15 protein-coding genes and 2 pseudogenes are annotated in these 21,538 nt (G+C 66.1%); 9 read left to right on the plus strand and 8 right to left on the minus strand.

What is annotated here, in order from left to right:
- Positions 1-168 precede the first annotated feature (168 nt).
- Positions 169-756 (plus strand): annotated as a pseudogene (locus B4U45_RS26265) (PucR family transcriptional regulator); the annotation flags it as partial.
- A gap of 35 nt (positions 757-791) precedes the next feature.
- On the opposite strand, the gene B4U45_RS26270 reads toward B4U45_RS26265, so the two are convergent.
- Positions 792-1,667, minus strand: a complete 876-nt coding sequence (locus tag B4U45_RS26270) for a Rieske (2Fe-2S) protein (protein WP_075546037.1) — start codon at positions 1,665-1,667, stop codon at positions 792-794.
- A 981-nt stretch (positions 1,668-2,648) separates the two neighbouring features.
- Between B4U45_RS26270 and B4U45_RS26275 the strand changes: the two genes are divergently transcribed.
- Positions 2,649-4,406 (plus strand): DUF3556 domain-containing protein, encoded by a 1,758-nt coding sequence (locus tag B4U45_RS26275; RefSeq protein ID WP_075546038.1) that lies wholly within the window; start codon positions 2,649-2,651, stop codon positions 4,404-4,406.
- 3 nt (positions 4,407-4,409) lie between these two features.
- On the opposite strand, the gene B4U45_RS26280 is transcribed toward B4U45_RS26275, so the two are convergent.
- Positions 4,410-4,916, minus strand: a complete 507-nt coding sequence (locus B4U45_RS26280; protein ID WP_240316631.1) for a TetR/AcrR family transcriptional regulator — start codon at positions 4,914-4,916, stop codon at positions 4,410-4,412.
- A 347-nt stretch (positions 4,917-5,263) separates the two neighbouring features.
- Between B4U45_RS26280 and B4U45_RS26285 the strand changes: the two genes are divergently transcribed.
- From B4U45_RS26285 to B4U45_RS26300, 4 genes are all read left to right on the plus strand, one after another.
- Entirely contained in the window at positions 5,264-6,028 is a 765-nt protein-coding gene (locus B4U45_RS26285) for an SDR family NAD(P)-dependent oxidoreductase (protein WP_075546040.1), read from the plus strand.
- 26 nt (positions 6,029-6,054) lie between these two features.
- Positions 6,055-7,611, plus strand: coding sequence for an acyl-CoA synthetase (locus tag B4U45_RS26290; protein ID WP_198929512.1), 1,557 nt, complete (start codon positions 6,055-6,057; stop codon positions 7,609-7,611).
- Positions 7,608-9,173 carry a WS/DGAT/MGAT family O-acyltransferase gene (locus tag B4U45_RS26295; RefSeq protein ID WP_075546041.1) on the plus strand — a complete coding sequence of 522 codons (1,566 nt, stop codon included), beginning with the start codon at positions 7,608-7,610 and terminating at the stop codon, positions 9,171-9,173. Before B4U45_RS26290 ends, B4U45_RS26295 begins: the two co-directional genes overlap by 4 nt.
- A 68-nt stretch (positions 9,174-9,241) precedes the next feature.
- Entirely contained in the window at positions 9,242-10,663 is a 1,422-nt protein-coding gene (locus B4U45_RS26300) for a phytoene desaturase family protein (protein WP_075546042.1), read from the plus strand.
- A gap of 163 nt (positions 10,664-10,826) precedes the next feature.
- Here the strand turns inward: B4U45_RS26300 and B4U45_RS26305 are convergent, their stop codons facing one another.
- Positions 10,827-12,104: a PPE family protein gene (locus B4U45_RS26305; RefSeq protein ID WP_075546043.1), complete on the minus strand. Its 1,278-nt coding sequence runs from the start codon at positions 12,102-12,104 to the stop codon at positions 10,827-10,829.
- A gap of 654 nt (positions 12,105-12,758) precedes the next feature.
- Positions 12,759-13,673, minus strand: a complete 915-nt coding sequence (locus B4U45_RS26310) for a beta-xylosidase (protein ID WP_219859548.1) — start codon at positions 13,671-13,673, stop codon at positions 12,759-12,761.
- Positions 13,674-14,076: 403 nt separating this feature from the next.
- On the opposite strand from B4U45_RS26310, the gene gap reads away from it, so the two are divergent.
- The 3 genes from gap to tpiA are packed head-to-tail and all read left to right on the plus strand — an operon-like array spanning position 14,077 to position 17,141.
- Entirely contained in the window at positions 14,077-15,096 is a 1,020-nt protein-coding gene (gene gap / locus B4U45_RS26315; protein WP_219859549.1) for a type I glyceraldehyde-3-phosphate dehydrogenase, read from the plus strand.
- Between the two features lie 12 nt (positions 15,097-15,108).
- Positions 15,109-16,359, plus strand: coding sequence for a phosphoglycerate kinase (locus tag B4U45_RS26320; RefSeq protein WP_083154511.1), 1,251 nt, complete (start codon positions 15,109-15,111; stop codon positions 16,357-16,359).
- Positions 16,356-17,141 carry a triose-phosphate isomerase gene (gene tpiA / locus B4U45_RS26325; RefSeq protein WP_075546047.1) on the plus strand — a complete coding sequence of 262 codons (786 nt, stop codon included), beginning with the start codon at positions 16,356-16,358 and terminating at the stop codon, positions 17,139-17,141. Before B4U45_RS26320 ends, tpiA begins: the two co-directional genes overlap by 4 nt.
- Positions 17,142-17,167: 26 nt before the next feature.
- Here tpiA and B4U45_RS26330 read toward each other — a convergent pair whose 3' ends face one another.
- The 4 genes and pseudogenes from B4U45_RS26330 to secG all read right to left on the minus strand — a co-directional run bounded on the left by B4U45_RS26330 (position 17,168) and on the right by secG (position 21,172).
- Positions 17,168-18,373 carry a PPE family protein gene (locus B4U45_RS26330; RefSeq protein WP_075546048.1) on the minus strand — a complete coding sequence of 402 codons (1,206 nt, stop codon included), beginning with the start codon at positions 18,371-18,373 and terminating at the stop codon, positions 17,168-17,170.
- Between the two features lie 729 nt (positions 18,374-19,102).
- The gene (locus tag B4U45_RS30610) at positions 19,103-19,993 is read right to left on the minus strand and encodes an FAD binding domain-containing protein (protein WP_371687173.1); all 891 of its coding nucleotides are present in this window, start codon (positions 19,991-19,993) and stop codon (positions 19,103-19,105) included.
- 343 nt (positions 19,994-20,336) lie between these two features.
- Positions 20,337-20,738: pseudogene (locus B4U45_RS30615) on the minus strand (molybdopterin cofactor-binding domain-containing protein); the annotation flags it as partial.
- 200 nt (positions 20,739-20,938) lie between these two features.
- A complete protein-coding gene (secG, locus tag B4U45_RS26340; protein WP_036391473.1) occupies positions 20,939-21,172 on the minus strand; it encodes a preprotein translocase subunit SecG in 234 nt (77 codons plus the stop codon).
- Positions 21,173-21,538 lie beyond the last annotated feature (366 nt).

Here is a 21,538-nt window from a genome sequence, read left to right on the forward strand (position 1 = left end):
GTCCAGGTCGGTGGTGAGGTCGGGGGCAGCTCTATTGCGGTGATAGCCCGGCAGATGGACATGATTCGCGACCAGTTCATCGCGGAGGTGTTCGACACCATGAAAAACGAAATCCAGGGGCTCGACTACGACAGCCGGATGCTGGACATGTGGGAGGCCAGTATCACCGAGCTGGGTTTGGTGGGTGGCTCGTTGCTGGTGCCGACCGACGAACGGGAGGCGCGGCTGTGGTTTTCGGTCTGGGAGGACCGCGCCGGTGATCCGTCGCGGCTGCGCGCCGCGTTCGAGTCGGCGGGCATCCGGGCGCGGCTGGCCTGCGGTCAGACGGCAGACGGGCTGCGTGGTTTCCGCGCATCGTTGAAACAGGCCGAGTTGGTGAAAGCGGTGGTGCATGCCGGTGGAGCCCGTCGCGGCGCCCGTGTTGTCTGCTACGACGACGTGGCGCCGATAGCGTTGATCGCCGGCGACGTGGATGCGCTGCGACGCTACGTCGCAGAGGTGCTGGGTGAGCTCAGCGTCGACGAAGAGCGCAATGAGTGGCTACGCGAGACACTGCGCGAGTTCTTGGTGCGCAATCGCAGTTACGTCGCGACAGCCGAAGCGATGCTGTTGCACCGCAACACCATTCAGTACCGGGTGGCTCAGGCGATGGAGTTGTGCGGAGGCAGCTTCGACGATCCCGATGCCGCGTTCAGGGTGCAGGTCGCGTTGGAGATCTGCCGGTGGATGGCCCCGGCGGTGCTAGGAGCTCCGTAAGCAAGGATCGTTGTCGCGGGCTCGGGCCGCAACGCTCAGCCCCGGGTGGCCGCGCGAACCTCGATGCGCCCGTTGGTTTCCCGCACGTCCAACAGGGGCTGGCTGGCGGTGGCGGGGCCGCGCACCAGTGTTCCGTCGCGAACATCGAACTGTGACCCGTGGCATGGGCAGGTGATCACCGCGCCCTCCAGCTTGCCCTCGCTCAGCAGACAGCCGCGATGGCTACAGCGGTTGTCAATGGCATAGAGCCCGCCGTCGTGGCGCACCAGCAGTACCGGCGCGCCCTCGGCGTCCGTGCCGTGCAGCTGTCCGTCACCAAGCTCGGTGCTGTCAAGCACCGCCGTCCACTGCGGCGGACCAGGGTCGAACGCGGTTTGATTGACGCCGACCCCGCGCACATATGACATGTGGCCGCCCAAGTATCCGCTGAACCCCAGCGCGGTGGCCCCGGCGAGCGCGAGCAGCATGCCGGATAGCCTCCGATCGTGCCGACGGGCTCTCAATGAGGCGGTGTAGAGCAGCAGTGCGACGCTGTTCAGTTCGGCATGGACCAAACCGACGCGGCGTACCCGTTCGTCGGAAAGTTCGGTGTCGGCCCAGTCGCTGATGCCGGTGAGCGCGGTGGGTAAGGTCGCGGCAATGCCCACGCTGATCAGCCGCCGTGCCGCTGTCCCGCCGGAGCGGGGCGCGATCACATCCAGCAGCGAGGCCGACAGGAACGAGCCGATGACCACGTCGGTCAACGGCGGATGGACCGGATGACCGAGCCACGTTCCGCTGATGGCTTGTTTCAATGTCGGCTGGGCCAGTAGCTGGCGGACTCTCTTGGCAATTGCCTGCGCGGGGGTGTCCAGTACCCGGGCTCGTTCAAACGCATCGACCAACGGTCGGGGGAGTGTGTGGGCGGGCATCCTCTGGCAGTACCCCACCCGGGCAATTTGAATCCGCTGGTCCGAGGATTCAGTTCGGTCCCGCGGCCAGCGTGGCCGGGCCAAAGCGTGGGGCAGGACAGCTGATCCCCGATCGGCCCAGGCCCCGACCCCCGCGCGGGGGTTTCCCGGCGCGCTCGTTGACACATAGGCAACACGTGCGAAACAGCGTATGCCGCAGCATGTTTGAGGTAGAACGACGTGACCCGGCCGGGTAATGGGCCCGGCCGGGGGTGGCCACAACTGGCAGCCTTTCATGCTGCGCGCACCAAAGTGATCTTGAGCTTCAGTGCGGGCGCATATGGTGTCCATCCGCCTGGGGTCTTTAACGTATGCGCACATCAATTCGCACGACCAGTCTTGCAAGGGGTCTGCGATGAGTTGTCCGAGGCGGCAGCGGGTAACCGTCCGTGCGTGTTGAGGGGTCGCGCATGGCTGAGCCCGAGCCGGCCGAGGCAGCGCCGCCCGGCCGAGCGGTAGCCCGAAGGTACGGGGCCGGGTCCGCCAGAGGGGGGCGGACCCGGCGGGCGCACGCCGGGTTGGGCCGGTTTCGAGCCCAGTCGCGCGACTCGTTGGCTACCATCCAGCCACCGCGGGCGGCACCGACGCCGACCAGACCGGCACCGGAGGGTGGTAGTGGCGGGAAGGTCGTTTGTGGTGGCCGAGCCGGACATGATCGCGTCGGCGGCCTCGGATGTGGCCCGTATCGGTGCGGCGATCTTGAGCGGCCAGCCGCTTCCGACCTGATCCGCGACGCCGACGACTCCGAATATCGGGGTGTGAAGGCGACGATCACGCAGAGGCCGGCACGACGGTCTCGCCAGAAGCCCGGCGGTGGTGCGAACATCTATATCAGAGGCACCGAGGGGGCCAACGATGCGCAGGACCGACCACCGAGTTGATCGACGCCGATTCACCTTGCCCGTCAGTTGATTTCACACCGGACCAATCAGGAAGGCCGTCATGGGTTTCATGTCACCGGAGCTTCCGGACGTCGACCCCGCCACCTGGCAGACCCTGCCCCGGGCAACGAGGCTGCAAATCGTCACCCGGCATTGGGTCGAGCACGGCTTCGGAACCCCGTACGCCGCGTATCTGCTGTATCTGTTCAAGATCGGCGTTTACATCGCCGCGCCCGCGGCGATCATCTCGCTCACGCCCGGGCTGGGCGGACTTGGCCACATCGCCGACTGGTGGACCCAACCGATCGTGTACCAGAAGGTGATCATCTTTACGCTGCTGTTCGAGGTGATGGGCTTCGGCTGCGGGTCCGGTCCGCTGACCGGCCGCTTCCTGCCGCCGGTCGGCGGATTCCTATATTGGTTGCGGCCCAAGACCATTCGACTGCCAGCGTGGCCGGACAAAGTCCCGTTCACCCGTGGCGATAGCCGTACCGTCGGCGACGTCATCCTCTATGCCGTCGTGCTGGCAGGTGGGGTGTGGGCATTGTTGTCCCCGGGACACGGCGGACCGGTCGCCGGGGCCGGCGACGTCGGCTTGATCGACCCGGTGCTGGTCATCCCGACGATCGTGGCCCTGGCGCTGCTGGGTCTGCGCGACAAGACGATCTTCCTTGCGGCCCGCGGTGAACACTATTGGCTGAAGCTGTTCGTGTTCTTCTTCCCGTTCACCGATCAGATCGCGGCGTTCAAGCTCATCATGCTCGCGCTGTGGTGGGGCGCGGCGACGTCCAAGCTCAACCACCACTTCCCGTACGTGGTCTCGGTGATGACGAGCAACAACGCGCTCCTGCGCAGCAGGTTGTTCAACTGGCTCAAGCACCTGCTCTACCTCGATCCGGTTAATGACCTGCGCCCGTCCTGGCTGCCCAAGCTGATGGCCCATGTCGGGGGGACCACCGCGGAATTCCTGGTCCCCGGGGTGCTGGTGTTCGTCGCCGACGGTCATCCCTGGCGATGGTTCCTCATCGGGTTCATGGTGATCTTCCACCTCAACATCCTGTCCAACCTTCCGATGGGGGTGCCGTTGGAGTGGAACGTGTTCTTCATCTTTTCGCTGTTCTATCTGTTCGGCCACTACGGCGCGATCCAGGCAACCGACCTGCAGTCACCGCTGCTGCTGGCGATAGTGCTCGCCGCGGTGGCCGTGGCCGTTGCGGGAAACCTTTTCCCCGAAATGATTTCGTTCCTGCCGGGGATGCGTTACTACGCCGGCAACTGGGCCACCAGCGTGTGGTGCTTCCGTCCCGGGGTCGAGGACAAGCTCGAGGCCAATGTCGTCAAAAGCTCAGCGCTGGTGGTCAATCAGCTGACCAGGCTCTACGGCGCCGACAACGCGGAAATCATGATGGACAAGACGGCCGCGTTCCGGGCGATGCATACCCACGGCAGAGCGCTCAACGGCTTGGTTTCCCGCGCCGTGGGGGGCGACGTCGACGAAACCGACTACAGCGTGCGTGAGGGCGAACTGATTGCCGGGCCGCTGGTCGGCTGGAATTTCGGCGAGGGCCATCTGCACAACGAGCAACTGCTGGCCGCGGTGCAGCGGCGGTGCCATCTCGAGGAGGGTGACATCCGCGTCGTCATCCTGGAAGGGCAACCGATCCACGTCCAAAAGCAGTGGTACCGCATCGTCGACGCCAAAGCCGGGGTGCTCGAGGCCGGTTATGTCGAGGTCGAGGACATGCTGTCGCGTCAGCCGTGGCCGGAACCCGGCGACGAATTCCCGGTCCACGTCACGACTCAGCGCGCCGTGCCATAGCGGTTAGGCGGGGGCACTCGCCGGCGGCGCATCGCTTCCGAGGAGTGCGGTCACCGCCAGCGCCGCCTTGGCGGCGTCGTGTTGTTCGCCGGTGATGATGTCGGAGTAGAGGAAGGACTCGACGATCCGCACGATGAGGTACGCCAGGTCGTGTGGCGGCAACGGCGGGTGCAGCCGGGCGCGCGTAATCTCCTCGCGGAGCAGGGTTTCGACGGCCGCGACCAGCCGCGCCTGGACCGTACCGGCCTGTGTGGTCAGGATGCGCAGCGCCCGTTCCGGTTCTCGGCGCAGAAACTCGCGGAAGTACGCCGCGTCGTCCAGCAACGCCACGAAGCTGCCGATGATGGCCGAGATGCGCTCGCCGCCGGACCCGGGCGCGTCCTTGACGGCCAGTTCCAGCGTGCGTTCGGCCAGTGACCAGAGAATCTCGGCCAGCAGTTCCTCGCGGCTGCCGACCCAGCGAAACAAGGTGGCGCGGTTCACGCCGAGCTCGGCGGCCAGCTCCTGCATCTCGATCCGCCGACCGGCCATAAACCACCGGCGGGCGATGCGGAATGCCGTCAGGGCATCGGGGCGGCGGTCCGTCGCCGCCAGCAGCCGAGCCAGCTGTGTCTCGCCGATGTCGCACCTCCTGGCCGGTGAGAATAACCGTCAATCACCTAACGTCTCGCTTCTGCGACAGATTAGCATGTGTTGCATCGGTTCTATTCGTCGGGAAGCTATTAGATCCTGCTCAACAGCATATAATGCCTACGTAGACAGAAATTCAGTGAGATACGTCGCGTTTGGTTGCAAGCATGCAACATATCTAGATATGGTGCAGCCATGATGTTCCCCTCGCTTGGCGGAGCCCCGTGATGCGCATCCTCGACCGCTTCCGACTCGACGACCGGGTGGCGATCGTTACCGGCGCATCCAGCGGCCTCGGCGTCACGTTCGCCCGGGCACTGGCCGAGGCCGGTGCCGACGTGGTGTTGGGCGCACGGCGCGAAGACCGGCTGTCCGGCACCCGTGCGCTCGTCGAGGCGGCGGGGCGCAGCGCTGTCGCGGTGCGCACCGACGTCACCGATCCCGAGCAGTGCCGGGCACTGGTGAACGCCGCGGTCGACACGTTCGGTCGGGTCGACATCCTGGTCAACAACGCCGGCGTCGGGACCGCGGTGCCCGCCACCCGCGAGACTCCCGATCAGTTCCGTTCCGTGGTCGAGCTCAACCTCAACGGTTGCTACTGGATGGCGCAGGCCTGCGCGCAGGTCATGCGGCCCGGCAGCTCGATCGTCAACATCAGCAGCGTGCTCGGCCTGACAACCGCCGGTTTGCCGCAGGCCGCCTACGCATCGTCGAAGGCCGGGCTGATCGGTCTGACCCGCGATCTGGCCCAGCAGTGGACCGGGCGAAAGGGCATCCGGGTCAACGCGTTGGCGCCCGGTTTCTTCGAATCCGAGATGACCGACCAATTTCCCGCCGGTTACGTCGAGACCACGGTCATCCCGCGCACCCTGATGGGCCGTGTCGGACTGGCCGAAGAACTGGCCGCCGCAATGGTTTTCCTGGCCAGCGACGCCGCCAGCTACGTCACCGGTATCACGCTGCCCGTCGAGGGCGGCCTGCTCACCTCCTGACCGCACCGACTCTGAGAAAGGCAGTCGTGAACGTCGGATCGCATCTGCGCAAACGGGCCGAGTTGAATCCCGCCCTGGAGGCACTCGTCGATGAGACCGCCGGACGGCGGTTCACCTTTGCCGAACTCGACGAACGCGCCAACCGGGCCGCCCGGGTGCTCACCGGGCTGGGGCTGGGCAGGGGCGACCGGGTCGCCGTGCTGTTGCCCACCGCCCACCAGTTCGTCGAGGTGTTCTACGGGGCGGCGCGAGCCGGGCTGGTGGTCGTGCCGTTGAACTGGCGGCTGGTCGCCAACGAGCTGGCGTTCATGCTGCGCGACTCGGGCGCGACGGTGTTGGTGTTCGACGCCGAATACGACGCCGTCGTCGCCGAGCTGCATGAGCGTGACGGAAACGACCGCACACCGGTGGCCCACTGGCTGCGCGTCGGCGCCGACGGCCCGGCCTGGGCGACCGACTTCGACGCGCTGGTGGATCAGGCTGCGCCGCAACCGGTTTCGGTCGTCGGCGACGACGACGACCCGCTGTTCATCATGTACACCTCGGGCACCACCGGGCTGCCGAAGGGGGCGGTGCACACCCACGACAGCGTGCAGTGGTGCCTGCTGACGATGCTGGCCAGCGTCGACATGCGGTTCCGGGACCGCTACCTGATCTCGCTGCCGCTGTTCCACGTGGCCGCACTTGCCCCGCTGGTCGGTTGTGTCTACCGCGGTGCGACCATCGTCATGTTGCGCCAGTTCGACCCCAAGCGCATCTGGGAGGTGTTCCGCGACGAACAGATCACCACTACCCTGGCCGTACCGGCAATGCTGAACTTCATGCTGCCGACATATCAGCCCGAGCTGCGGGAGTCGCTGGCGCTGCGCTGGATCATGAGCGGGGCGTCACCGGTGCCGCCGTCGCTGATCAAGTCCTACGCCGACCTCGGCTTCGAGGTGCATCAGGTTTACGGGCTCACCGAATCGTGCGGTCCGGGCTGTGTGATCGGCCCCGACGACGCGATGTCGCACATCGGGTCGACCGGCAAGGCGTTCTTCCACACCGACATTCGCATCATCGACGAGCAGGGCGCCGAGGTGGGAGCCGGGGTGCCGGGCGAGATTTTGATACGCGGTCGCCACATCATGGCCGGCTACTGGAACCGTCCCGACGCAACCGCCGAGACGATCATCGACGGTTGGCTGCACACCGGCGACATCGCGGTCCGCGACGCCGACGGCTTCGTCTACATCCAGGACCGGATCAAGGACATGATCATCTCCGGCGGCGAGAACGTCTACCCGGCCGAGGTCGAAGACGCGCTGCTATCCCATCCCGGCATCGCCGACGTCGCCGTGGTCGGCATCCCGTCGGCCAAATGGGGCGAGTCGCCGCTGGCGGTGGTGGTGCGCGCTAACCCGGAACTCGACGAGGCGGCGGTGCTGGCGCACTGCGAGGGCAAACTAGCGCGCTACAAACTGCCCAAGCGGGCGGTCTTTGTCGATGCCATCCCGCGCACCCCCACTGGCAAGGCACTTAAACGCGTTCTGCGCGAACAGTTTTCAGTACCGGCGCCCGAGTCACCAAGGAACCATCCATGAAGCAGCTCTCCGGCCTGGACGCCGCGTTCCTCTACCTGGAGACGCCGACGACCTTCGGCCACGTCACCGGCCTGATGATCTTCGAACGTCCCAATCCTGACTACGACCCGTATGCGGCGGTGTACGCCAAGTTCGCCTCGCTGGTGGGCGAGCTCGAACCGTTGCGGCGGCGCCTGGTCGAAGTGCCGTTCGGGCTCGACCATCCGTACTGGGTGTTCGACCCGAACTTCGACCTCGACTACCATATCCGCGAATTGCATTTGGCCCGTCCAGGTCTCGTCGATCAACTGGCCGAGCAGGTGTGCCGGATCATCGCGCGGCCGATGGATCACACCCGGCCGCTGTGGGAGGTGTACGTCATCGACGGCCTGGCCGACGGTCGTTGGGCGCTGCTCACCAAATATCACCACGCCACCATCGACGGGGCTTCCGGGCAGCTGATGCTGCAGATCGTCACCGACACGCAGCCCGACGCGCCGCCGCCGGGAGAGGGCCCGTCGTGGGAACCCGAGGCATTGCCGTCCACCGCCGAGGTACTGCGCCGAACGGCGGGCCACCTGGCCCGCAACCCGTTCCGGGCGCTGCGGGTGCAGGCCCGCATTGTCGGTCGGCTCGCCGACGCCGCCGGAATCCATGGCGTGAGCAGTGCTGCGGGCCGGGCCGGCGACGCGGTCAAATGGGTCGCCCAACTGGGCCTCAGAAATAGAGGCAGCCGGCCGAACCTCTCGTTGCCCGCCGTCACGGCACCTCCGACGCCGTGGAACAAGACGATCACCAGCCACCGCCGCTTCGCCATGCGCACCACCTCGCTGGACAACGTCAAGCGGCTCAAAGACGCCACCGGCAGCACTGTCAACGACATCGTCATGGCGATCTGCGCCGGCGGGCTGCGGGAGTATCTGTTGGCCCATGACGCGCTGCCGGACCGCCCGCTGCGCGCAATGGTGCCGGTGTCGATCCGGACCGGAGACGAGGCGGACCCGTGGACCAACCGGGTGTCGGCGATCGTCGCCGAATTGCCCACCGACTGCGCTGATCCGGTGGAACGGGTCGCGCGCTGCCGCAAGGCCATGCAGGACGCCAAGCGCACCCACCAGCTGGTGCCGGCGGACGAACTGGTCGACCTCAGCCGCTACTCGCCGCCGGTGCTCTCCACGGCGGCGGTGCGGCTGGCGTCGCGGCTGCGGCTGGCCGACCGGGTCTCCCAGCCGTTCAACGTGGTGATCTCCAACGTGCCCGGGCCCCGCCAGCCGTTGTATTTCGCTGGCGCGAAGCTGTGTCACCAGTTCCCCGTCTCGATCGTCACTGATGGGCAGGGGCTGAACATCACCGTGGTGAGTTATCTGGACCGGCTCGACTTCGGCTTCATCGTCGACCGCGAGCTCGTTCCCGACGTCTGGGACCTGGCCGACATGCACGTGGCCGAGATCACCCGGCTGTTCGAGGCCACCGGCGCGCAGTGGGCTCAGCCGCCGCAGCCGCCCTCGCCGCGTCGCGGACCGACCCAGAAGCCGGTGAAGAAGCCGGTGAAGAAGTCGGCATCGACAGAGGGCCGCCGATAGCTGGCGTTGCGGGCCCGGTCTTGGCCGACCTTTAAGCTCGTCCAGGTGACGACTCAACGCCCGATGCGATGACCAACGCGATCGTCGTCGGTTCCGGACCCAATGGCCTGGCCGCAGCGATCCAACTCGCCCGCCACGGTATCGACGTGCAGGTGCTCGAGGCCGGCGACACCATCGGCGGCGGAGCGCGTTCGGGCGAGCTGACCGTTCCCGGGCTCATCCACGACCACTGCTCGGCGTTTCACCCGCTGGGCGTCGGTTCGCCGTTCTGGCAGGAGATCGACCTGCAGCGTTATGGACTCACCTGGAAGTGGCCGGAGATCGACTGCGCGCATCCGCTCGACGACGGTAGCGCCGCCGTGCTGTTCCAGTCGATCGAGACGACCGCCGCGCGGATGGGACCGGACGGCGGCCGCTGGCGACGCGCGGTAGGGGATCTGGCGGTCGGATTCGATGACCTGGCAAGCGATTTGCTCCGGCCGGTGATCAATGTGCCGCGGCACCCGCTTCGTCTTGCGGCCTTTGGTCCGCGTGCGGCGCTGCCGGCCACCGTGATGGCGCGCTGGTTTCGTACCGAGCAGGCACGCGCGCTGTTCGGCGGGGCCGCCGCACACGTCTATACGCGTCTGGACCGGCCGCTGACCGCGTCGCTCGGTCTGATGATCCTGGCCAGTGGCCACCGGTACGGCTGGCCCGTAGCCCAGGGCGGATCGGGGTCGATCACGCAGGCACTGGATGCGGCGCTGCGGGCGCACGGCGGCAACATCACCACCGGCGTGACCGTCACCAGCCGCCGCGACATCCCGGACGCAGACATCGTCATGCTCAATCTCAGCCCGGCGGGCGTCCTGGAACTCTACGGCGATGTGATGCCGGGCCGGATCAAGTCGTCCTATCGGCGTTACCGCGCCGGATCGTCGGCGTTCAAGGTCGACTTCGCCATCGAGGGCGACATTCCGTGGACAAATCCAGACTGTGGGCGCGCCGGGACCGTCCATCTGGGCGGCACCTTCGCCGAGATTGCGGACACGGAACGGCAACGCGCACAAGGCAAGATGGTGCAACGGCCGTTTGTTCTGGTGGGGCAGCAGTACCTGGCCGACCGGTGCCGCTCAGCGGGTGACGTCAATCCGGTCTGGGCCTACGCCCACGTGCCGTTCGGCTATACCGGTGACGCCACCGCGGCCGTCGTCGACCAGATCGAACGGTTCGCCCCCGGTTTCCGCGACCGCGTCATCACCAGCGTCAGCAAATCCGCCGCCGAATTGCAGGCCTACAACCGAAACTTCATCGGTGGTGACATCATCGGCGGTGCCAATGACCGGCTCCAGGTCATCTTCCGGCCACGGGTCGCCGTCGATCCCTATGTGATCGGGGTGCCTGGTGTCTACCTCTGCTCGCAATCCGCCCCGCCGGGTGCTGGCATCCATGGACTGTGTGGGTACTACGCCGCAGAATCAGCGTTGCGGTGGCTGCGTAGGCGACGCTGACGGCACCCGGCGCGATCACCGTCACGTGCGCTCGACCTGACAAGGCCCACGCAGCTGTGCAATTCGAGCCGACGGTTACCCACTGGCCGCGGGTCGATTCGCGCAGCGACAAACCGCATCTCGCGGTCACCTTTCGAGCTTGCCAGCTGGATCACCCCAACTATCACGGGTTCTCGACTGGGCCGCCGACCAAGGTGGGCTCCCAATTGGCCGGCAGCATCGGTACCCGTGCCCCGTCACCAAGCTCGCCGCCGCCGAGCGTCGTCAATCCTGCGGCCGGCATGGCCGTCGCACCGGGCGTGGTCCCGGCAAACCCCAGCACCCCGGCGCCGTGATCAGCAGCTATCACCGACGCCGGTACCGCCGGCGCCGCCGCCGCCGTGAATTGTGCTAGTGGCTGAACCGCAGATGCGCCAGCCAACGGCCCTAACGCGCCAACGGCGACATCGGCGACGGGCATGGCACTCATAGCGCCCAGGTTCGCGCCGGCGGAAGCAGCCGCCGCACCGGTGGCCGCCAACGCCACCGCGTCAGTCAACGGAGTCGCCATAGCCCCGACAGCGCCAAGACCCGCACCACCCCCAAGAATCCATTCGATCACCGCACCGACGACCAACAACGGATCGGCCACGAACCAGAACGCCGGCGCGACGACGAAGTGATACCAGAGAAAGCCGTAATACCACAGCATGAAAAAGCCGGCGGCAAAGTGCAGGGTCAAGAAGTCCAAAAGGGCCAATAACGGGATCCTCAGTCCCAGTGTAGGCAAGATGAGGATGCCGATAACTATTTCCAGCACATTGAGATACTCGGCTAAAACGAGGGTAAGTAACTCAATCAATAATTGTTCGATCGGCGTCTCGGTGACGGCCTGGGCGATGCCGGCCACGATGTTGGCGCCGGGTTTGATGATGAACGGCGCCGGGACGGTGTGTGGGGTGGCGGCCAGCGTGGTAGTAGCAACCGCGTCGTACACACTCATGGTGGTCGCGGCTTGGATCCACATCCGTGCGTAGTCGGCTTCGGTGAGTGCGATGGGGATGGTGTTGATACCGAAGAAGTTCGTGGCCACCAGCACCGCGTGGGTGGCATGGTTAACCGCCAACTCGCCCAACGTCGGCATCGCCGCTACCGCACCGACATAGGCCGTTGCCAAATTCTGGTGGGCTGCAGCGGTTTCCGCGCTGACGGCACTGGCGCCTGCCAACCACGCCAGATAGGGGACGTAGGCTGCCACGCAGAGCTCTGCGCTGGGACCGTCCCAGGTGCCGGCTTGGACCCCGGCAAGTATGGCGGTCAGTTCCTCGGCCACCGACGCGTACTCGGAGCTCAGTGATGTCCAGGCCTGCGCCCCGGCCAGCAACGAGTCCGGTCCTGGCCCCGCGTTGAGTAGCGCCGAATGCGCCTCCGGTGGCGCTGCCATCCATATCGGCGCCGTCATTGTGAGCTACCTGCGCGCGCATTTGGTATATCGCGGCAACCGGTGAATCTCACCGAGGCAACCGGCAATAATTGTTCGCCTGTTGCGGACGTCGCCGTGATATTCCTTGGTGTCGCGGCGACATGTGTGATACTCCGGCCAAGAGTGAACGTGTGCGCGGCCGTGCCATGGGTCATCAGCCCCGCAGGAAACATTCGTTGCGTCAACGCTAATCCTTCGGTTTACACCGCCGCGCCTCGCTGCCTTTGCGCGTTGCGTGCTTCGATTGAAACGAGATTCCATTAAAACCAATGCGGCGCTATGCCGACAACATCTCGGCAATTCATTTTCATGTTCGGTTCATTAACGCAAACTATGAACCGCAATTTCCTGGTTGCCGGAGATTCTGCGGTGATGCCGGGTTACAACGGGGTTGGCCGGATGGCGGGCAATCACGCCGCCGAGTCGGCTCGACGTGGCCAGAGGGCGCTGGGTCTAATCGAATTGCTCAGGGGCGCTTGAACTTCCATCCTTGACGGCGCACTTACCTGCACCGCGTCGGGCCCAGGTCAAGACCGCCGACGAGATACCGGCCAGCAGCGGCAGCTACCGCATTCGCTGCTGGTACCAAGTGGGTCAGCACAAACCCGAAGAGCTGACCGAAAGAGCCGAATCTCAGCCCGCGCCCGCACCGGAAGGACCCGGCGCAACGGGCTGACCGGGTACGGGCCCACCCGCGGGTGCGGGACCAGTCGGCGCACCCTTGCCGGTCCCAGACATGTCGATGATCGGAGCCCCAGCCAGCGCCGGCGCATCCAGCGGAGCACCAGCCGCGACCGGCCCGAGTGCGATCAACGGAACACCAGCTGGCATCGGCGCAACGACGGGGGCGCCGGCGGGCACCGGAACAGCGGCGGGCACCGGAACAGCGGCGGGCACCGGAACAGCGGCGGGCACCGGAACAGCGGCGGGCACCGGAACAGCGGCGGGCACTGGGGCGGCGGCGGGCACCGGAACAGCAGCGGGCACCGGAACAGCGGCCGGCACCGGAACAGCGGCGGGAACCGGGGCCACGGCGGGTACCGGAGCGGCCGCTGGCACCGGTACCGGGGCCGCGGCGGGGACCGGGGCAACGGCGGGCACCGGGGCAACGGCCGGCCCAAGGTCAATCAGCGGAGCACCAGCCGGCAGCACCGGAACCGGTCCGGGGACAACCATCGGAACACCAGACATGTCAGTGAGCGCAGCGCTAGCCGCGCATATCTCGGCACTGGAGGCTGGTCCGCCCCCAGCTGCCGGTGCGCCCCCGGCTGCCGGTGTGCCCCCGGTTGCTGCTCCGCCGGCGCCCGGTGCGCCTCCGGTTGCTGCTCCGCCGGCGGCCGGTCCTCCCGGCGCGCAGCACGCCCCGGATGCGGCCGCGGCCGCACCAGCGGCCGCCGGCGTCGCACCCTCGCCCGCCATCCCCTGCACGCAGCCGTAGCCGCCGGTCTTCAGCGGGGCGGCAGCTACATTCGGGCTCAACGCTATGGCGGCCCCGCACAAGCCAGCGCAGGCAACCACTTTCAAGTTGAACCGATCGAAGACCGTCATCACGCCGACTCCTCTTTATTGGCACCCAGCATTTCCGCAATCAAAACGTGCAGCAGCAGAGCTAGCCCTACTGCACTCGTGTCTAGCCGACCGGCACAATTTTCGGCAGCCGACGGGAAAGACGAGGCGCGCCGCACCGCGCCGTTTCCAAATGGTGACGTTCGCCATCACTTTTCCTTGCAAAGGAGGGCGGCGGGGGCCAGCCGTGCGCCGTCGAACAGGACCATCGGTGCTCTCACCCACCTCTGTCGCAACCCGCGCTCGACCCGCGCCGGCTTTTCGCGCCGCGGAGGTCCCGCACTCTTACTGGCGGGGCGTCGGGGCGCCCGTCACTGATCTAGGCTGGCGGCAAGGCGCTCGTAAGCGGACTCATGAGTGGACAGCGAAAGGCAGGGAGAGGCAAGTGACGGTCCGGGTAGGCATCAACGGCTTTGGTCGAATCGGCCGCAACTTTTACCGGGCCTTATTGGCTCAACAGGAGCAGGGCACCGCTGATATGGCGGTGGGGGGCGTCAACGACATCACCGACAACCATACACTGGCTCACCTGCTGAAATTCGACTCGATCCTGGGCCGGCTGCCCCAGGACGTCAGCCTCGAGGGCGAGGACACGATCGTGGTCGGCAGCACCAAGATCAAGGCGCTGGCCGTTCGCGAAGGGCCGGCCGCATTGCCGTGGGGCGACCTCGGCGTCGATGTGGTCGTCGAATCCACCGGCCTGTTCACCAACGCCGCCAAAGCCAAGGGTCATCTCGACGCCGGTGCCAAGAAGGTCGTCATCTCGGCGCCCGCGACTGACCCGGACCTGACCATCGTGTTGGGTGTCAACGACGACAAGTACGACGGCAGCCAGAACATCATCTCCAACGCCTCGTGCACGACGAACTGCCTCGCACCGCTGGCCAAAGTGCTGAACGACGAGTTCGGCATCGTCAGGGGCCTGATGACGACCATCCACGCCTACACCCAGGATCAGAACCTGCAGGACGGCCCGCACAAGGACCTGCGGCGCGCCCGCGCCGCCGCGCTCAATATCGTCCCCACCTCGACCGGAGCCGCCAAGGCCATCGGGTTGGTGATGCCCGAGCTCAAGGGCAAACTCGACGGCTACGCGCTGCGGGTGCCGATCCCCACCGGTTCGGTCACCGACCTGACCGCCGACCTGGCCAAGTCTGCCACTGCCGAAGAGATCAACGCCGCATACAAAGCGGCCGCCGAGGGCAGGCTCAAGGGAATTTTGAAGTATTACGACGCCCCGATCGTCTCGAGCGACATCGTCACCGACCCGCACAGCTCGATCTTCGACTCCGGGTTGACCAAGGTGATCGAAGGCCAGGCCAAGGTCGTGTCGTGGTACGACAACGAGTGGGGTTACTCCAACCGCCTCATCGACCTGGTCGCCCTGGTCGGCAAGTCCCTGTAAACTCAGGCAGCCGTGACTATCCATTCCCTCGAAGACCTTCTCGCCGAAGGCGTTTCGGGTCGCGGCGTATTGGTGCGCTCCGACCTGAACGTTCCGCTCGATGAGGACGGCGCCATCACCGACCCGGGCCGCATCACCGCGTCGGTACCGACATTGCAGGCACTGCTCGATGCCGGCGCCAAGGTGGTGGTCACCGCGCACCTGGGTCGCCCCAAGGCCGGCCCCGACCCGAAGCTGTCGCTGGCGCCGGTGGCCGCGGCGCTGGGTGAGCAGTTGGGTCGGCACGTTCAGCTGGCCGGGGATGTCGTCGGTGCTGACGCGCTAGCCCGCGCCGAAGGGCTGACGGCCGGCGACATCCTGCTGCTGGAGAACATCCGCTTCGACAAGCGCGAGACCGCCAAGGACGACGGTGAGCGCCTCGCCCTGGCTCGACAGCTTGCCGAATTGGTATCTCCGGGAGGTGCTTTCGTCTCCGACGGGTTCGGCGTGGTGCACCGCAAGCAGGCCTCGGTGTACGACGTGGCGACGTTGCTGCCGCACTATGCCGGCGAGTTGGTGGCCGAGGAGATCCGGGTACTCGAGCAGCTGACCGGCTCCTCCGAGCGGCCCTACGCGGTGGTGCTGGGCGGATCGAAGGTGTCGGACAAACTCGGTGTGATCGAGTCGCTGGCCACCAAGGCTGACAGCATCGTTATCGGCGGCGGAATGTGTTTTACTTTCCTTGCCGCGCAAGGCTATTCGGTTGGCACGTCGCTGCTGGAAGGCGAGATGATCGACACCTGCCGCAGGCTGCTCGACACCTACCACGACGTACTGCGGCTGCCCGTCGACATCGTGGTGACCGAGAAGTTCGCCGCCGATTCCCCGCCCCAAACCGTCGCCGCCGACGCTATCCCGCACGAGCTGATGGGCCTGGACATCGGCCCGGGATCGGTCAAACGTTTCGCCACGCTGTTGTCCAACGCCAAGACCATTTTCTGGAACGGGCCCATGGGCGTGTTCGAATTCCCCGGCTACGCGGCGGGCACCAGAGGCGTCGCCGAGGCGATCGCCGCCGCGACGGGTAGAGGAGCTTTCAGCGTGGTCGGCGGCGGCGACTCGGCGGCCGCGGTGCGCGCGCTCGGCATCGCCGAAAGCGACTTTTCGCACATTTCCACCGGCGGCGGCGCGTCGCTGGAATACCTTGAGGGCAAAGCACTTCCCGGTATCGAGGTCCTTGGTGAGGTCCAGCCCGGTCAAGACAAGAGAGGCGGACAGTCGTGAGCCGCAAGCCGTTGATCGCCGGCAACTGGAAGATGAACCTCAATCACTTCGAGGCGATCGCGCTGGTGCAGAAGGTCGCGTTCGCGTTGCCGGACAAGTATTACGACAAGGTGGACGTCACGGTGATCCCGCCGTTCACCGATCTGCGCAGCGTGCAGACGCTGGTCGACGGCGACAAGCTCCGGTTGACCTATGGTGCCCAGGACCTGTCACAACACGACTCCGGCGCCTACACCGGTGACATCAGCGGGGCGTTCCTGGCGAAATTGGGTTGCAGCTACGTCATCGTCGGACACTCCGAGCGGCGCACCTATCACAACGAGGATGATGCCCTGGTCGCCGCCAAGGCCGCCGCCGCGCTCAAGCACGAGCTCACGCCGATCGTCTGCATCGGCGAACACCTCGACGTGCGGGAAGCGGGAAACCACGTGCCATACAACGTCGAACAGCTACGTGGTTCGCTGGCCGGGCTGTCGGCTGAGCAGATCGGGTCCGTCGTCATCGCCTATGAGCCGGTCTGGGCGATCGGCACCGGGCGGGTGGCCAGCGCCGCCGACGCCCAGGAGGTCTGCGCGGCGATCCGAAAGGAATTGGCGTCGCTGGCATCAGCGAAGATCGCCGAGACGGTGCGGGTGCTCTACGGCGGCTCGATGAACGCGAAGAACGTCGCCGACCTGGTTGCCCAAGACGACATCGACGGCGGGCTGGTCGGTGGCGCGTCGCTGGACGGGGAGCAGTTCGCGACGCTGGCGGCCATCGCCGCCGGGGGACCGCTTCCGTAGCCACCGCACGGCAATCGACGCTCGCGCTACCCTCCGGAGAGGGGGCGTGTCATCACTCGAGGTGTCAAACCGTACCGGGGCACCACCCCGCCGCGCCGCGTCCCGGCAGACGCTATCCCTGGCATCCCCGGCATCCCGGCCCCTCCGTCGCCGGCTGGCAGCGTAGTCAGGGGCGTACCTTGGAACGTCTTCACCGTGGTGACTGCCGGTGCGGTCCAGGTAGGCGGCACCGACATTTGCCCGATCGAACCGGCGCCGCGGAAAGCTGCGGACACCTCGCCAATTCCTGGTCCGCCCTTCGCCACCGCGTCGGCTACGTTCTTGACCGAATTGACCAGCGGGGCAAGCTCACTGGGGACAACATCGGCTGCCGGTGCCGCGAGGTTGGGCAGGATGCCCAGATTCTTCTCGGCCCCGATGATACCGGTGCCCAGCGAGCTGATGTTGTTGATCGAGCTGACGGTTGCGTACCACGCCATCACGCCGTCGAGGAACGTGAAGTCGTCCGCGACGATGGACGGGAAAGGAATGGCGTTGATGAATTCACCCGCCTCCAGAAAGAACGGCGTCAGCTCGGGTGCGATCGGCAGCAGGGCGATCCCGATCTGTTCCAAGAGATTCCCCAGCCAGTTACCGCCGTCAGCGGCGGCTCCGGCCGTGGCTTGAGCCACCGCGGCGGTCTGCGCCGGTAGACCGGCGGGGTTGGTGGATTGCTGCGGGGAAGCAAATGGCGTCAGCGTCGTCGCGGCCGCCGAAGTGACGGCATAATCCTGCATCACGCTGCTATTGGTGACCCACATTTCGGCGTAGGCCAGCTCCAAGGCGGCGATCGCCGAAGTGTTCTGTCCGAAGAAATTCGTCGCTATCAGCAAGTGCAGCTGCTCGCGGTTGGCGATGACGATCGACGGGGGCACCGTCATGGCAAACGCCTCGTCGAATGCGCTCGCCGCGGCCGCGGCCTGCCGGCCGGTCTGCCATGTCTGGATGGCTGTTGCCTCCAGCCACTCCGCGTAAGAGGTGGCTGCTGCCGCCATCGCAGCGGACGAAGGGCCCACCCAATGCCAGGCGATGAGGTCCGAGACCACCGATCGGTACGTCTGGGCGCTGGTCTGCAATTCAGCAGACAACTGCTGCCAGCTCGCCGCCGCGGCTTGCAGCGAGCCTGATCCCGGACCGCTATACATCCTGGTCGAGATGACCTCTGGCGGTAGTAACGCAAAATTGGTGAACATGTGCTACCTCCTTGGCTGGTCGAGGCGACTAAGGCGACGCGGTTCGGTGCATGCGAACCGGGGCCCGGCCTGATGAAGCCCGGGCTACGGTGTCCGGTGCTGGCGGGTGATTTGTTCGAACTGCGGCGGCTAATGCATTCGGCGGCGGCTCTCGGCAAAACCGATCAGTATCGCGGTGCCGAAGCTGCGCGGGTAGGAAAGGTTCCTAGCTTTCGTGGACCATGAACGTCACGGTCAGCATTGAGGTCTTTCCTCGGGCCGGGCCGGCGAATATCGGATACAACGACCGCGCTGAAATATCGGGAGGCCGTTAGCCACTGTGGAACCTTTATCACTCAGCCCTAACGCCATTAGCCAACCTTTCTGGTGCAGCTCTTCACCGGCAGGCCCAGATCACATTCACGCCGACTCGGAGGCCGGCCGAATCTCCGGCGGAACCAATGAATCCCAGGGAATATAGCTATCGTCAACAATAACTATGTCGGTGATTTAAATTCGCCCGCGATTTCCCGTTGACGAGCGGTTTTGGTAATCACCTGCCCTGTCGAACCGGTGATTGGTTCCGGGTGCGCTGCACAAGTTTTCGACATCAGGGCGCGATGTGCGGAGTGACAACATGGATGTAGAGACTTTGTACACCAGACAAGGGATGGCAGGCCGGGTGCGGGAACTGCTATTGCGTTCGTTTTAATCGCACTTCGCGACGTCCGGCGCGGTATGCACCGGACATCATCGGGAGCAATTTATGCATCCGGCAGAATGCGGCGCCACACGATATACTCGAAGGCGCGTTATCGAAATTCTAAGCGGCCGATTCTCTAGCATGCTTTGCATTTCGATTGCGACGGTGCGTAGTAGCGGGCGGGGTAGCTCAGCTCGACGGTCGGCCGGCCCAAGCGCGCTGGGTGGTCGAGCCGGCGGCCTGGGCGATGGCCACCGCGGCGTTGAGCGGCGGTGTCGGAGTGCTCGTCGGAGATCCCCGAGTCGCGGTAGTGGCCTGCCTCGGTGCGGCATGCGCGGCCGCACTCGCTCTTCGATAGTCGATCGCGAGGTCATGTGGTCAACGACCGCACCGCCCGAATGGTCAGTGTCCGTGCCAGGTGCTTTCGTCTCGGCCACCGTCACCCCTACCAGCGCACGGCGCGCGGCTCGATCGGGCAGCCGCACGAACGCCGCCCGAAATAGTTGGGGGATTTTCGGAAAGGCCAGTGAGACAATGACTTCCGACTCTGCCAACGCGGTGCTGAAAGCGCTGGTGAAGAATTCTTCGGCCGGAATGCGCCGCCGGTCGGTGCTCACCGTGGCGCCCATTCCGACGCAGCCAGCCGGGTAGTCGCCGACTGGATCGTTGTATGCCAGTGACCCGCCGATGGTGGCGTGATTGCGCACCTGCAGATCTGCGATTTGGGAAGCCGGCAGCGCCAGTGTTGGAATTGCTTGCCGGACAAGGGCATCGGTAGCGACCCGGGTATGGGTCGCCATTGCGCCGATACGGACCTCGGTGCCACCGGCGGTGATGTCGCGCGCACGGTGATGTGCCGCGGATCGATACCGAGCCGCTCGGCAGCCAGCTGCTGAAGCGGAACAGCATGGTCCTGCTCGATTGGGTCCCGTCCGCAATGTCCAGGCAGCCGTCGCCGGAAAACGTCAGGGCGGCGCACTCGACGGGAAAGGCGCCGGTGCGCATGGCCTCGGCGACCTGGAGGCCGCCGTTGGCTTCCAGGTAGTTGGCAAAGCCGCATTCACGCAACCGGCCGCGTGCCGCCGATTCTCGCCGGCGCGATTCGAACCCGGCACGGTCGGCCACTCCGGACACCGAATCTGGTTGTCCAGAAACCGGCTGCCGTCGATGACCAGCCCGGTGGCCGCGGTCAGGGACCAGGTCTGGGTGGCGGGCAGATTGCGGGCCTGCAGCGCGGCCGGATCGAAGCCCAGTTATTGAGCCGCTCGGGTCGATCAGTCGTTCCAGCACGTAGGTCGCCTCCGGACGGCCCGCTCCGCGGAAAGCGTCGATCGGCACGTTGTTGGCGAACATGGCTCGTACGTTGATTTCGACGGCCCGGAAGCGGTAGGCGCCGGCCTGTACCGGCGCGCCGACGCCGGTCGCGGTCAGCGGCGCGAGCTGCGACAGGTAGGCGCCCAAGTCGACGGTCGACCGGACCGACAACGCCAGAAAGCGGCCGTCCTTGTCCAGGGCGATCGCCGCGTCGGTGATGTGCCCGCGGTCTTGAGTATCGGACTGCAACGACTCCGAAGTCAGAACCCCCGGCGCGCTCGTTGCCCGCGAGCTGTCGATGCGCCGAATCCGGGCATGCGGCAACGGGGAGCGCACCAGGCAGCCGTGCGCCTCGCCGTCGAACCGCATCGCACGTAGGCGCCGGTGCCGCGAACCAGGTCGTGTTCCGACCGGGCCAGCGGTCCCGCGACGCCGTGGCCGGGCCCATGCCCCGACGCGTCGGTGAACCGCACCAGCTCAGACACCGACGCCGGCTACCAGGATAGGGACGAACACCAGGGCTGAAAGCTACCAGACGACCCGTCGCGGCGCTGGGCTGCGCGGGCGCGTCAGCGGTACTTGATCAGCAAACCCACGCCCACGATGCACACCACCCAGATCCCGGTGATAAACAGCGTCAACCGGTCCAGGTTCTTCTCGACAACGGTCGACCCGGATAGGCTGGACTGCACACCGCCGCCGAACAGGGTCGACAGGCCGCCACCTTTCGCGCGGTGCAACAGCACCAGCAACACCACCAGCACACTGGTGATCACCAAGGTGATCTGCAGGGCCAACTCCATGACCGGCAGCCTACCGAATGTCCGGCCGATAGCGGGCGGCGGGCGGTCGGGTCGTTGATGCCGGCGGTCGTCAAGGCGGCAGGCGTTTCGCGATCACCGCACGGTGGTGGAAACGATTGCGTGGCGTCGGGCATCGGGTTGGCGACTGCCCGACCGATTAGTCGCCTGGTCGGCCCTTGGGGTTCTTGCCATGGCCCCCGCGGCGGCCGTGGTGGCGGTGCCGGGATGCTGACGGGCGATGTCGCCTCTGTCGGCGACGTCGCCGCCTCCGGTGCCGTGGACGGCTTGCTGGTAGTGGCGGCGCTGCGAACGGCGGATCCCATGCCATCACCATGATCGCTGGCACGAGTAGAGCGATCATCGCCC

It is taken from the genome of Mycobacterium persicum, assembly GCF_002086915.1.
Lineage (GTDB): Bacteria > Actinomycetota > Actinomycetes > Mycobacteriales > Mycobacteriaceae > Mycobacterium > Mycobacterium persicum.